The 12781-nt window shown below is 61.4% G+C and carries 15 protein-coding genes and 1 pseudogene; 7 read left to right on the plus strand and 9 right to left on the minus strand.

Annotation, left to right across the window (positions count from 1 at the left end; all coding sequences use genetic code 11):
* Positions 1-3: 3 nt before the first annotated feature.
* The 3 genes from FHT69_RS16700 to ppk2 all read left to right on the plus strand — a co-directional run bounded on the left by FHT69_RS16700 (position 4) and on the right by ppk2 (position 3880).
* On the plus strand, positions 4-1086 hold the full coding sequence (locus tag FHT69_RS16700; RefSeq protein ID WP_028756033.1) for an ABC transporter ATP-binding protein: 1083 nt from the start codon (positions 4-6) through the stop codon (positions 1084-1086).
* 84 nt (positions 1087-1170) lie between these two features.
* The gene (locus tag FHT69_RS16705) at positions 1171-2823 is read left to right on the plus strand and encodes a GMC oxidoreductase (RefSeq protein ID WP_183905654.1); all 1653 of its coding nucleotides are present in this window, start codon (positions 1171-1173) and stop codon (positions 2821-2823) included.
* Between the two features lie 142 nt (positions 2824-2965).
* Positions 2966-3880: a polyphosphate kinase 2 gene (gene ppk2 / locus FHT69_RS16710; protein WP_028756039.1), complete on the plus strand. Its 915-nt coding sequence runs from the start codon at positions 2966-2968 to the stop codon at positions 3878-3880.
* A 95-nt stretch (positions 3881-3975) separates the two neighbouring features.
* On the opposite strand, the gene FHT69_RS16715 is transcribed toward ppk2, so the two are convergent.
* Positions 3976-4851, minus strand: coding sequence for an aldo/keto reductase family oxidoreductase (locus tag FHT69_RS16715; protein ID WP_183905655.1), 876 nt, complete (start codon positions 4849-4851; stop codon positions 3976-3978).
* A 96-nt stretch (positions 4852-4947) separates the two neighbouring features.
* Here FHT69_RS16715 and FHT69_RS16720 point away from each other — a divergent pair, with 96 nt between their 5' ends.
* Positions 4948-5859, plus strand: coding sequence for a LysR family transcriptional regulator (locus FHT69_RS16720; protein WP_028757537.1), 912 nt, complete (start codon positions 4948-4950; stop codon positions 5857-5859).
* Positions 5860-5889: 30 nt separating this feature from the next.
* On the opposite strand, the gene FHT69_RS16725 is transcribed toward FHT69_RS16720, so the two are convergent.
* The 4 genes from FHT69_RS16725 to FHT69_RS16740 all read right to left on the minus strand — a co-directional run bounded on the left by FHT69_RS16725 (position 5890) and on the right by FHT69_RS16740 (position 7139).
* The gene (locus FHT69_RS16725; protein WP_028755952.1) at positions 5890-6369 is read right to left on the minus strand and encodes a pyridoxamine 5'-phosphate oxidase family protein; all 480 of its coding nucleotides are present in this window, start codon (positions 6367-6369) and stop codon (positions 5890-5892) included.
* A gap of 95 nt (positions 6370-6464) precedes the next feature.
* On the minus strand, positions 6465-6659 hold the full coding sequence (locus tag FHT69_RS16730) for a hypothetical protein (RefSeq protein WP_028755951.1): 195 nt from the start codon (positions 6657-6659) through the stop codon (positions 6465-6467).
* A 52-nt stretch (positions 6660-6711) separates the two neighbouring features.
* Positions 6712-6948, minus strand: a complete 237-nt coding sequence (gene rpsU / locus FHT69_RS16735) for a 30S ribosomal protein S21 (RefSeq protein ID WP_028755950.1) — start codon at positions 6946-6948, stop codon at positions 6712-6714.
* A gap of 38 nt (positions 6949-6986) precedes the next feature.
* Positions 6987-7139 (minus strand): hypothetical protein, encoded by a 153-nt coding sequence (locus FHT69_RS16740; protein WP_164735882.1) that lies wholly within the window; start codon positions 7137-7139, stop codon positions 6987-6989.
* A gap of 448 nt (positions 7140-7587) precedes the next feature.
* Between FHT69_RS16740 and FHT69_RS16745 the strand changes: the two genes are divergently transcribed.
* The 3 genes and pseudogenes from FHT69_RS16745 to FHT69_RS34800 all read left to right on the plus strand — a co-directional run.
* A complete protein-coding gene (locus FHT69_RS16745) occupies positions 7588-8304 on the plus strand; it encodes an Ig-like domain-containing protein (RefSeq protein ID WP_028755949.1) in 717 nt (238 codons plus the stop codon).
* 158 nt (positions 8305-8462) lie between these two features.
* The gene (locus FHT69_RS16750; protein WP_028757536.1) at positions 8463-8651 is read left to right on the plus strand and encodes a hypothetical protein; all 189 of its coding nucleotides are present in this window, start codon (positions 8463-8465) and stop codon (positions 8649-8651) included.
* 80 nt (positions 8652-8731) lie between these two features.
* Positions 8732-8962, plus strand: a pseudogene (locus FHT69_RS34800) (ATP-binding protein); the annotation flags it as partial.
* Positions 8963-9034: 72 nt separating this feature from the next.
* Here FHT69_RS34800 and FHT69_RS16760 read toward each other — a convergent pair.
* The 4 genes from FHT69_RS16760 to FHT69_RS16775 form a co-directional block, all read right to left on the minus strand.
* On the minus strand, positions 9035-9799 hold the full coding sequence (locus FHT69_RS16760; protein ID WP_028755947.1) for an SDR family NAD(P)-dependent oxidoreductase: 765 nt from the start codon (positions 9797-9799) through the stop codon (positions 9035-9037).
* Positions 9800-9834: 35 nt separating this feature from the next.
* Entirely contained in the window at positions 9835-10563 is a 729-nt protein-coding gene (locus FHT69_RS16765; RefSeq protein ID WP_028755946.1) for an SDR family oxidoreductase, read from the minus strand.
* Positions 10564-10691: 128 nt separating this feature from the next.
* Positions 10692-11948, minus strand: coding sequence for a sugar ABC transporter permease (locus FHT69_RS16770; RefSeq protein ID WP_049810866.1), 1257 nt, complete (start codon positions 11946-11948; stop codon positions 10692-10694).
* Positions 11948-12769, minus strand: coding sequence for an ATP-binding cassette domain-containing protein (locus FHT69_RS16775; RefSeq protein WP_028755944.1), 822 nt, complete (start codon positions 12767-12769; stop codon positions 11948-11950). Before FHT69_RS16775 ends, FHT69_RS16770 begins: the two co-directional genes overlap by 1 nt.
* Positions 12770-12781 lie beyond the last annotated feature (12 nt).

Here is a 12781-nt window from a genome sequence, read left to right on the forward strand (position 1 = left end):
TCCATGCAATCTGCCGTCTCCGTCAAGGATCTGAAGATCGCCTATGGCGACCATACGGTGATCGAGAAGATGTCGATCGACATCGCGCCACGAGAGTTCCTGGTGCTGCTCGGCCCTTCCGGCTGCGGCAAGTCCACGCTTCTGAACGCCATTGCCGGCCTTCAGGAGATTACATCAGGTGAGGTCTGGATCTCCGGCAAGAACGTCAGCTGGGAGGAGCCGAAGGATCGCGGCATCGGCATGGTCTTCCAGTCCTACGCGCTCTATCCCCGCATGTCGGTGCGCAAAAACCTCTCCTTCGGACTTCGCGTCGCCGGCCTGCCGAAATCCGAGATCGAGGCGCGTGTTGCCCGCACCGCCGCCCTTCTCCACCTCGACAAGCTGCTCGACCGGCGCCCGGCCGCGCTTTCGGGCGGCCAGCGCCAGCGCGTCGCCATCGGCCGGGCGCTGGTGCGCGAAGTCGATGTTTTCCTGTTCGACGAACCGCTGTCGAACCTCGACGCCAAACTGCGCAACGAATTGCGCGTCGAAATCAAGAAGCTGCATCAGCGCCTCGGCAACACGATGATCTATGTCACCCATGACCAGGTCGAGGCCCTGACGCTTGCCGACCGCATCGCCATCATGCGCGATGGCGTGATCCAGCAGCTCGCCTCCCCGGCCGAGATCTACCGCCGCCCGGCCAATCTGTTCGTTGCCGGTTTCATCGGCGCTCCGGCGATGAATTTTATCGAGGGCCGGATCGAGCGCAGCGTCGGGGCGCCGGTCTTCCGGGGTAACGGGCTGACCATCGATCTTTCCGGTTATTCTTTCCGTGCCGTTGCGGCGGACGGCCCGGCTACACTCGGCTTTCGCCCGGAACACCTTGTGCTCGATGGGTTCACCAGTGGCCTGCCCACCATTCCCGGCCGCGTTTCTGTGGTCGAGCCGATGGGCCCGGATGCTGTTGTCTGGTTCGACTGGGCAGACCAAAGCCTCTCGCTCCGGCTGATGGGCGACGTGACCCTTGAGCCCGGTGATGCTCTGGCTCCCGGGCTCGATATCGCCAAGGCGTCCCTCTTCGGCGCCGATGGATCGCGGCTGTGATGTGCCGTCCCTTTGTTTTCCCGCAATTCCGGGCGCGTTTCGCGCCGTTTTGAGGATTGCCTCCAGGACAGGATTTGAAAAGACATGGCTGAGATCGTCTATGATGCGCTGGTGATCGGCTCCGGCGCCGCGGGTTCATTTGCGGTCAAAGAACTGACGGCCCAAGGACTGTCGGTGCTGCTGCTCGAGGCCGGTCCCGCCGTCGGGCCGAAGGATTTCGATCCCGCCCGCAAGAAGGCGCCGGCAAGCAGCATCAATATCTGGGAGCGCGCGCGCGCCACTCTCAAGGGCCAGCCGATCCAGGCGCGTGCGGCGTTTTTCACCGAGCGTTTCAGCCATTTCTTCGTCAACGACCGCAAGAACCCCTATACGACGCCGAAGGGCGCGCCCTTCCTGTGGATCCGCGGCCGCCAGGGCGGCGGGCGCCTCCACAGTTTCGGCCGGGTGCTGCTGCGCTGGACCGACGACGATTTCAAGCTCCGCTCGCGCACGGGAAAGGGCATCGACTGGCCGGTCTCCTATGAAGAGCTGACGCCTTTCTACGACGAGGTTGAGGGCTATCTCGGGCTCTACGGCAACAAGGACAATGTGGCGACACTGCCGGACGGCGTCTATGCGAAGCCGGCCAGCCTGACGCCGGCCGAACAGACCTTTAAGCAGGCGGTGGAAAGCCGCTGGCCGGAGCGGAACGTCGTCTCCTGGCGTTATATCGCGCCCGATGCCGACCGCATGCCGCGACCGCTGCGCGAAGCAAAGGCGACCGGCCAGCTGAGCGTCCGCTACGACGCCGTCGTTCGTCGCATCACCACGGATGAGAAGACGGGCCGCGCCACCGGCGCGGAGTTCATCGATCGCAATACGGGCGAAGTATCGACCGCGCGGGCTGCGATGGTTGTGCTTTCGGCCTCGCCGATAGAGAGCGTGCGATTGCTGTTGAATTCGGCTTCGGCGAAACATCCGGGCGGGCTTGGCAACGGTTCGGGCGCCCTCGGCCGCTATTTCATGGATCAGCTTCCGTGTCTCGCGTTCGGCTCCTTTTCGAAGGCCAAGGGTTGGGCGACGGACGAGTCCGCGCCGACCGACCCGTTCTACAATCCGTCGGGCGGGATCTTCATTCCCCGCTTCGGCGAGGGCGACGCCGCCCGCGGCGATTTCGACTACCAGGGAAGCGTCGGCCGGGCGCCGGTCTCCGCGGACGCAGATGCGCGTCTCGCCTTCTTTGGTTTCGGCCGAATGCTGCCCTATGCCGACAATCGCATCACGCTCGACGCCAAGCGCAGGGATGCCTGGAACATTCCCGTGCCGCATATCCGCTGCGTCATGCAGGAGGAGGAGCAGGCGCTGCTCAAAAGGCAGGAAGAAACGCTGATTGCCATGATCAAGGAGGTCGGCGGCGACCTCGAATTCATTGGTTCGCCCACCGGCCTCAAGGAGATGGGCAAAGGCGCCTTTCCCGAAGCCGATGCCTTCAGCCGTTTCATGTTCCGCACATGGTTCCGCAAGACCATGTGCATGGGCGCGGCCATTCATGAGACGGGCGCCGCGCGCATGGGCGAAACCCCGGAGGCTTCGGTGCTCAATCCCTACAACCAGGTGTGGGATGCGCCGAACCTGATCGTCACCGATGCCAGCGCCTTTCCCGGCAGCGGCATCGCCGGCACGACGCTCACCGTCATGGCCCTGACGATCCGCGCCTGCCGGAACCTTGTCGACCAGTACCGAGCAGGGCAGCTGTAGACGCACTGATCCCACTCGGCACCTGTTTCTATCGAGTGCGTGGAACGAGAGAGGCAAGTAGCCGTTTTGGTCTTCGCGAAGTGGTCGTCACACAAACTTCGCACTGACATGCTCCTGTCAAAAGAAGCAAAAGGAAAAGGCCATGTCGCAATCACATCAGGACCAGCTCAACCGGATCAAGGCCGAAATCGCCGACAGCTTCGATGAGGAGCTGGAAATGCAGATGGAGGAAGACCGGCTGGACGATCTGGTCGCCAAAGGAATGTCGGAACCGGCGGAGCAGACGCTCGAGCGAAAGATCTACTTCCGGGAGCTTTTCCGGCTTCAGCATGAACTGGTGCGGCTGCAGGACTGGGTTCAGCATAAGAAGCTGAAAGTGGTGGTACTGTTTGAAGGTCGGGATTCGGCCGGCAAGGGAGGCGCGATCAAGCGCGTGACCCAGCGGCTTAATCCTCGCGTATGCCGGACGGTCGCGCTGCCCGCCCCGACCGAGCGGGAGCGGCATCAATGGTATTTCCAGCGTTATGTCCCGCATCTTCCGACAGCCGGTGAAATGGTGCTCTTCGACCGAAGCTGGTACAATCGCGCCGGTGTCGAGCGCGTCATGGGGTTCTGCACCCCTGATGAACTCGAGGAATTCTTCCGCTCGGTGCCTGAATTCGAGCGGATGCTGGTCCGTTCCGGGATCGTGCTGATCAAGTACTGGTTTTCGATCACCGACGAAGAGCAGGAATTCCGCTTCAAGATGCGCATCCACGATCCGCTGAAGCAGTGGAAGCTCTCGCCGATGGATATGGAGAGCCGTGTCCATTGGGAGGAATATACCAAGGCCAAGGAAGAGATGCTGGCGCGCACGCACACCAAGGATGCACCCTGGTGGGTGGTGCAGGCCGTGGATAAGAAACGGGCGCGGTTGAACTGCATCGCCCATCTTCTCGAGCAGATCCCTTACGAGGATGTTCCGAAACCGGAGATCCAGTTGCCGGACCGCATCCGTCACGCCGATTACAATAGGGCGCCGGTTCCGGCTGAAATGCTCGTGCCGGAGCGCTATTGAAGTGGGGCCGCAATCGGCGGCCCAGAATTGTGCCGCTACGCCATGCAATAGCGTGGCGTAGCGATCGGGGATCAGCTGCGATCTTGCGATAACCGTCAGGCGGCGATATCAGCCATGCGGTTCAATTCCCAGACGGCGTCATCCGGCAGTGCGAGGCTGGCGGTGGCGAGGTTCTCCCTGAGATGGCCGACGGACGAGGTGCCCGGGATCAGCAGGATGTTTTCCGCGCGACGCAGCAGCCAGGCGAGCGCCACCTGCATGGGCGTGGCATCAAGGCGGGCGGCGACATCGGACAGGGTGGACGACTGCAGCGGGGTGAACCCGCCGAGCGGGAAGAACGGCACGTAGGCGGTGCCTTCGCGGGCGAGATCGTCGATCAGCTCGTCGTCGGCCCGATACGCCAGATTGTATTGGTTCTGCACGCAGACGATCTGGGTGATCCGGCGGCCCTCGGCGATCTGCCTCGATGTGGCGTTGCTCAGCCCGACGTGACGAACCAGACCTTGCCGCTGCAGGTCGGCGAGGACCGTCAGCGGTGCTTCGATCGACCCTTCGGCTGGGCCGTGCACGTCGAACATGATCCTGAGATTGACGACATCAAGCACATCGAGGCCGAGATTGCGGAGATTGTCGTGGACTGCCTGCGTCAGTTCCTCCCGCGAGAACGCCGGAATCCATGATCCGTCCGTGCCGCGGCGGGCGCCGATCTTGGTGACGATGACGAGATCGTCGCGATAGGGATGGAGCGCTTCACGGATGATCTGGTTGGTGACGTGCGGGCCATAGAAGTCGCTGGTGTCGATGTGATTGACGCCGCTTTCCACCGCCTCGCGCAGCACGGCCAGGGCCGCGCCATGATTCCTGGGCGGGCCGAACACGCCGGGGCCGGCAAGCTGCATGGCGCCGTAGCCGAGCCGCTTCACGCTGCGACCGCCGAGATTGAAACTGCCGGCCTGATCGATAATGGACATGGTCTCACTCCTTTCAAGAGATGACACCAAGATAGGCGCTGTCGACGCGTGGGATAATCAGGTACAAACCGCACGGGTTGTGCGGAGTGGCGAACAATGAAAGTCGACCTGGGTGATCTGAATGCGTTCGTTGCCGTGGCGCGGGCCGGCGGTTTTCGCGAGGGCGCGCGCGCCAGCGGCGGCAGCGCCTCCTTCCTCAGCGAAGCGGTGCGACGCCTGGAGGCCGAGCTCGGTGTTCGGCTGCTCAACCGCACGACGCGCAGCGTCGTCCCCACCGAAGCGGGCAAGGGTCTATTGGATCGGCTGGGCCCTGCCTTGAGCGAGGTGGAGTCTGCCCTCGACGTGGTCAACGGATTTCGGGACAGGCCGGCTGGTGCGTTGCGCCTCAACGTGCCGGTCAGCGCGGCGCGGCTGGTGCTGCCGGCCATCATTCCACCGTTCCTCGCCGCCTATCCCGACATTCGGCTGGAAGTCGTTGCAGAGGAGAGCTTCGTCGACGTGCTGGCTGCCGGCTGCGATGCAGGCATCCGTTATGACGAGCGGCTGGAGCAGGATATGATCGCAGTGCCGATCGGGCCACGCATCCAGCGTTTTGCCACTGCGGCTTCGCCCGACTACCTCGATCGCCGTGGCCGGCCGCAACACCCTCGCGAGTTGCTCGGCCATGCCTGTCTGCTGGGTCGTTTTGCCAGCGGTGCGCTGACGTCCCCATGGGAATTCGAGCGAGACGACGAGGTGGTACGGGTCGAACCGACCGGACCATTGATCGTCAGGGTCGGCGGGGCAATGGATCTTGCCGTCGACGCCGCAATATCGGGCACGGGGATCATCTCCGTTTTCGAGGACTGGCTGCGCCCGCATCTTGACAGCGGTGCGCTCGAACCCATCCTCGAACCGTGGTGGCAGAGCTTTTCCGGGCCGTTCCTCTATTATCCCGGTCGGCGCCTGGTGCCCGCACCGCTGCGGGCCTTCATCGACTTCGTCAAGGCATCGGCAAACCAGGCCTAAGGCCCGTCGTCTGCAAAACGTATCTCAGCGTCAGAGTTTGACCTCGGCATTGTCGCCCATATCGGGTTTGCTGTTCGAGACCGCGGCGGCCGCCATCTTGATATAGCTGATGATGGTGCCCGGGCTGTCCCAATATTCTGCCGAAGAAGGGGTAATCTTGAGGATGCGGATGGAGGGGTCAGCAGGATTGTCCCACCACGCCTTTGCCGGCGTCGCCCATAATTCCCTGATCTTGTCGCGGTCGTTCTGCACTTCGGCTGTGCCTGACACGGAAACATATTTTTGTCCCTTGGTGTCGGCAAAGGCCAGGCACACATTTGGCCAGCGAACGATCTCATCGTCCTTGTGGCTGCTGACATCCGTCAGAAAATAGATCGCGTTCTCGATTTGCGCGGTATAGGCGGACATCGGGCGGGCTCTGAGATCGTCGCTGCTGCGCGTTGTCAGCATGCAAAACCCGATCTTGTCGATCAGCTCCCATACCCGCATCGCATCGTCATGCTCGGCCATCATCATCTCCATCTGTCAAGGAGACGGAGTAACCATCTGCCGCGACCGATGTTCCGCGCCGGCAGCCACGCTCTGATAGCCACTGCGCCCGCGCCTCAATGGACGCTTGGGGTTTTCATGACCATTGCGAAGTCTTCCGCGACCAGTTCGCTGACGGCGATGAGGATTTCTTCACGGGAAAAGCCCGATGTCAAAGCACTCTGGATCAGATCCTGCAGATCCGGCTCCACGACATCGCGGCAATCCTCGAGGCGTTCTTCCGAAACGGTGAGGCTATTGAGTTCGTCCATTGTCTGTTCCTTTCAGGGAATGTAACCGCCGAAACCCGGTCGGAATGGGTCGCTAACGGGCGGCCACCGCCCGTTTTGGCGCGGCGATCAGACCTTCACGCTGCATCTTCTTGCGTGCGGCCTTGCGGTGCCGGCTGATCGCCTGCGCCTTTTCCCTGACACGCCGTTCGGACGGCTTCTCATAAGCGCGCCGTTCCTTCATTTCACGAAACAGCCCTTCGCGCTGCATTTTCTTTTTCAAGACCCTGAGTGCTTGATCGACATTATTGTCTCTGACGAGTACCTGCATTTCGAGTTCTCCTTGTTTGGATGGTGCGCCAATCGCGCTCAGCCGAGCTGCTCGGCGATCAAAGCCTGCAATTCACGGCGGGTGAGCAGGCAGGGAGACGGCTTCCAAGTCTTGGCAGCGCTACGGACAGCTTCGTCATCCTCACGCGGGCTCGCCGCCGCAACGGCGGTGGCTGTATGTATGTCGTTCAAAATGAAATCCTTCGTCGGCCGTGGCCGCGTCATCGATTGTTTGTGGGATTGCGCATCACCTGGCCCTAGGCGCACCGATGCATAAAGCGCCTCAATCAGGCCAGAAGCGGGCTTCGATTTTGCTTGGATCGGGCACATCCGCAACATAGGTATCGGCGGCTGCGATTGCAACGGATGGCCCAGATAGCACGACGTCGGCATCGCCAGTCGCCTTCAGATATACTTCATACGATTTTATTCAAGTTATCCGGGTGTAGTTCGGGCCGAAATTTCTAAGATTCGGCTCGAATGTGACATTATTTCGCCGGAATGGAAGCAACGTGGAGACCATCAGCCAAATTAACCTTCCGTTAAATAGGCCATTGACTTGTAGTATTAATAGGTTGTTAAAGGAGCGGCTCGCAGAGGTCGAAATTGACCCGATGATAAACAATTTTAGGAGAGAGCGATGGCTTCGCCGATACACGCAACTGATGATAGTGCAACTTTTCTTGAAACTGACGTAATTTCCGGAAATCTTCTTTCCAACGATTCATCCGATAACGGCCACTTGTTCCTGCGTGCCTTCGACGGCGCGAGCGTTGGCGCCAAGAGCGGCAACAGCCAGGTCACCGAGATCCAGGGCGACTACGGCACCTTCTTCGTCAAGCCGGACGGCAGCTACACCTATGTCCTGAGCGACGCTGCCAAGATCGGCTTCGCCAATGGTGAATCCTACCAGGAGAAGGTTTCCTACAAGATCTCCGACGGCAGCGGTCATACCGACGTCGGTCTGTTCACCCTGAACATCCAGGGCGTCACTCAGGTCAAGCCGATCGCGGTCGACGATACTTTCCACTTCACCGAAGGCAGCGCCATCGCTGGTAACGTTCTGGACAACGACATTGCCGGCGATAACGGCAAGATGTTCCTCCGCCAGTTCCTGAGCACCAAGGTCGATGCCAATAATGACGCCGTTACCGACGTCGCCGGCACGTATGGCACGTTCCATGTCAAGTCGAACGGCGAATTCACCTACGAACTGACGAGCGATCTGAATGCGGGCCAGACCTACACGGAAGTTCTGCGCTACTACAAGATCTCCGACGGCGAAGGCCACACGGACACCGCCAAGGTGACGCTCAACATCACCGGCACGGATTTTGATTCTTCCCATATCGCTTGAGCGACAACGGTAGATCAGTAAGACACGACGCCCGCCGCGCAATTGGCGGGCGTTTTCATTTCCGCTTGTCAGAAGGTCTGCAAAACGGCATAGTTCTTTTTAGCTAGTTCTTATAAACGCCGGAGAGCGGTAGGCTCGATGTATCGGAGGATACGCCGTTGACCGAACATATCGAACCCAGCCAAATCGAAACGGACGATCTGACCAAAGTCTGGTCCGTTACCGAGTTCTGCGCGCGACACCGTATAGACGCCGAGCAACAAGCGCTGTTGCTCAAACTTTTTGGGCCGTTCGCGACCGCCTGCGAACTGCTTCACAATGCCAAACGTGCGCCAAGGTTCCGATGAGGCGTCCTGGCATTTTTCAACGATCCGCTCACAAATCTCGGCAAGCCAGTCAACTGATTGGGTGATGTTCGCTGCGTCCCCTTGCCGAAAACGCTTTTCGGTACGGCGCCAGCCTGTTGGAACTCAGCGTATCGGCCAGCGACCGAACAGCCGTTCTTCTCCACCCGCCGCGAGCAGGGCGGCACGGTATGGGTCTCGGCATCGTCCGCGCCATGCTGAGCTCCCATGGCGGTACGATCCGGCCGCTGCAGACGACCGGCGACGGCGCCGAGTTTGAAATCACCATCCCGGTTCAGTTCTCAAAGGGCTGAGGAGAGATTGCTGAATTGCGCCTCAGACGTGGGCGGCACCGAACCGAGCTCCCCGACCCCGAGGCCTGCGTCTCACCGCGTTGTATAACCGCCGTCGATGACAAGCACTTCGCCGGTGACATAACTTGCCGCGGCCGAGCAGAGAAACAGTGCAGCGCCGGCCACCTCCTCAGGCTGCCCGACGCGTCCCATGGGGGTCATGCTGCGCCAGGTCGGGAACCAGTCGGGATTGTCGATGCCGCCGCGTGACAGATCGGTCTCGATATAGCCGGGTGCGATGGCGTTGACGCGGATGTTTTCGGCGGCAACCTCGCTGGCGATGCTCTTGGTCATCATGTGGACGGCCGCCTTGGAGGTGTTATAGGCGACCTGGTTTTGCGGAATATTGGACACGATGCCCGACATCGAACCGATATTGAGGATCACGCCACCGCGCTGGCGTCGCATGGGGGCGAGCGCGGCGCGGCAGGCGCGGAAGACGGCGTCGAGGTTGATGGTCATGATCTCGCGCCAGATGGCATCGGAGAATTCGCCGCTGTCGCCGTGAATGGCGATGCCGGCATTGTTGACGAGGATGTCGAGCCGGCCCGCGCGCGAAAGGGTTTCGGTGACGAGCTCGTCGGCAGCACTTTCCTTCCTCAGATCGGCGGCGATGAAATCGCATTCGACGCCGGCCTTGGAGAGCCGATCTTCCGCCGCCGCATTGCGGGCCCGGCCCGTAATGATGACTTTGGCGCCCGCCTCGCCGAGCGCCTCGGCGATGGCAAGCCCGATGCCGCGCGTGCCGCCGGTCACCAGCGCCACCTGTCCGTTCAGGCGAAATCTGTCGAAGATCATGTTCGGTTCCTCTTACGTGGGCGTTCGCACTTTCGTCAGATGTCGGCGCTCTGCGGCAGGATGACGAGATCGCGGATGGTGATGTTGCGTGGGCGCGTCAGCATGAAGAGCACCGCTTCGGCCACTTCGTTCGCTTCCATCAGGCCGCCTGCGGCGAGCGCCTCATCCAGCTTCTCCTGCGGCCAATCACTGAGAAGAGCGGTGACCACGGGGCCTGGAGCGACGGCGCCGACGCGCAATCCATGTTTGGCCACCTGCCGCCTCAACGTATGGACGAATGCCTGGACCGCGTGTTTGGACGCCGTGTAAATCGGCTCCCAGACGACAGGGATCATGCCAGCAACGGAACTCGTCAGGATGATATCCCCGGTCTTGCGCTCGACCATATGCGGCAGAACGGCATGCACCGAACGGAAGGCAGCATTGACGTTCAGATTGAGCATCCGATCCCAGGCATCAGGATCGCCACCCAGCACCTCACCGCCGATATAGGAGCCTGCATTGGCGTGGAAGATATCCAGCTGGCCGGCTCTTTCCAGGATCTGCGGCATCATCCGTTCGACGCTTTTCGGATCGGTGAGTTCGATGACCAGTGGAATGGCATTGGCGCCCAGTTTCGAGCAAATTTCCCGCAACGCTTCCTCATTGCGGTCGACCAGCACGACCCGAGCGCCCGCGGCAAGCAAAGCCTTGGCGCATTCAAGTCCGATACCCGACGCCGCCCCGGTGACGGCCGCGACTTTTCCAGACAGATCCTGTCCCATTTTCTTCCTCTGTTTTCCCAGTTGGTGAGAGCATTTCCGTTCTTCTTCGAATCACGGAAGCGCTCTATCTCTTTGTCTTCACGCAATTCCGGACGGCAAAACCGCTGCGCACTTTTGCTGAAATTGCTCTAAGCTCGGCCGTGCGAGATCCGCGATCGGCGTGCCAGCGAGTCGACAATGACGGCGACGGCAAGGACAGCACCGGTGATCATGTATCGAAGCGACGACGACAGATCGAGAAGCGTCAGCCCGCTGGCGATCGACTGGATGACGATGATGCCGAGAAGGGCTGAGTAGGCACTGCCGCGCCCACCGAACAGGCTCGTGCCGCCGATGACGGCTGCCGCAATGGCGTTGAGATTGACGTCGCCGGTGCCGGCCTGCTGGCTTGCCGTCGCCAGCCGTGCGGCCGACAGCACGCCGCCGGCTGCCGCCAGCAGCGCGCACATGACGAAGGCGCTCGTATAGATGCGCGAGACGTTGATGCCGGAGCGGCGGGCCGCTTCCCTGTTGCCGCCGACGGCATGCATGGAGCGCCCCCATTTCGTGCGCGTCAGCGCATAGTTCATTGCGGCGACGAGTCCGACGAAAAGGCCGAACATCCACGGAATGCCGCGCGACTGGTTGAGATAGAATGCGACGGCTTCCAGGGCGAGCGTGATGATGACGGCGCGCAGCAGCAGCCCGCCGGTCGATTTTGCCGACAGGCCGGCTGCCCGCCGGCGTGTCGCCGTACGGTAGCCGGAAAAGAAAAAGGCAATGCCGGCAAGTAACACCAGCGCATAGGCGATCGGATCCGGCATGACCATGATCTGGCCGAAACTGACGAGCCAGGAACCGTAGGGGAGATTGATCGAACCGGTCGCTCCCAGGATATAGAGCTGGAGGCCGAGAACCGCGAGTAGCCCGGACAGGGTGGACACGAAACTCGGCATGCCGAAGCGGTTGAAGACAAACGCGTAAAGCGAGCCGATGAGGGCGCCGACAATCATGGCGGCGAGGATTGCCAGGACCACTGGCCAACCCTGGTTGACCCAGAAGACGCCGACCAGCGCCGAGGCGAAGCCGCTGACGGAGCCGACGGAGAGGTCGATCTCACCCACCATCAGGATGCAGACGATACCGAGCGAGATGACCCCGACCGTCGAGCAGTCGAACAGCATGTTGACGAGGTTGCTGCTGGAGAGAAACACCGGATTGAGCGCCTGGAACACCGTCCAGATGATCGCCAGGCCGACAATGACCGGCAGGGAACCGAGATCGCCGGAGCGGATGCGATCCCAAAAGGCCTGGATCGAGCCTCCCAGACTGTCATCGTGGCGCACTCTCTCGTCACGCCGGTCGAGCAGCGCCGGCGCCGCCGGGTCATTCTGGATGGTCTTCATTATGGCCTGCCCTCCTCGTTCTCTCGGCTTTGCGCCTGGCGGCGCGACGCGCGGCGGGAGACGGAATTGTTGGCGGCGCCGGTGATGGCGCTGACCAGCTGTTCGTTGGACGCGTCGGGCGGCATGGTGCCATTGTTGCGGCCGAGACGAAGGACGACGATGCGATCGGCAACGGCGCGCACATCCTCCATATTGTGGCTGATCATGATGACGGCGAGGCCGCGTTCCCGCACGCGCTCGATGAGGTCAAGCACTTCGGCGGTCTGAGCAACGCCAAGCGCTGCTGTGGGTTCATCGAGCATGATCAGTTTCGGCTCAAGCAGCAACGATCGGGCGATCGCCACGGTCTGGCGCTGCCCTCCGGAGAGTGAGGCGACCGGCTCGCGCACACTTGGAATGCGAGCCGAAAGCTCGTTCAAGAGCTGCCAGGCGCGGATCTCCATGGCGACCTCATCGAGCTGAAACGGACTGAGTTCCTTGCCGAGAAAGATATTGGCGACGACGTCGAGATTTTCGCAAAGTGCCAAATCCTGGAATACCGTTGCAATGCCGAGCCCGAGAGCAGCACTTGGGCTCGGCAGGTTCACCGGTTTGCCCTCGAACAGGATCGTGCCCGAGCTTGGCTGGTGCACACCGGCCAGGATCTTGACCAATGTCGACTTGCCGGCGCCGTTGTCGCCAACCAGCGCCACAACCTCGCCGGCATGCACGTCGAGTTCGATATCGGTGAGCGCCGACACAGCCCCGAAGTTCTTCGATATTCCGCGCAGGCTGAGGACAGGCTGACGGTAGGGGTGAAGGGTATGGGAGGTTTCAGACATCGCCTGGCCTTT

Origin of the sequence: Rhizobium sp. BK008, assembly GCF_014197345.1 — a bacterium.
GTDB classification, from domain to species: domain Bacteria; phylum Pseudomonadota; class Alphaproteobacteria; order Rhizobiales; family Rhizobiaceae; genus Rhizobium; species Rhizobium anhuiense.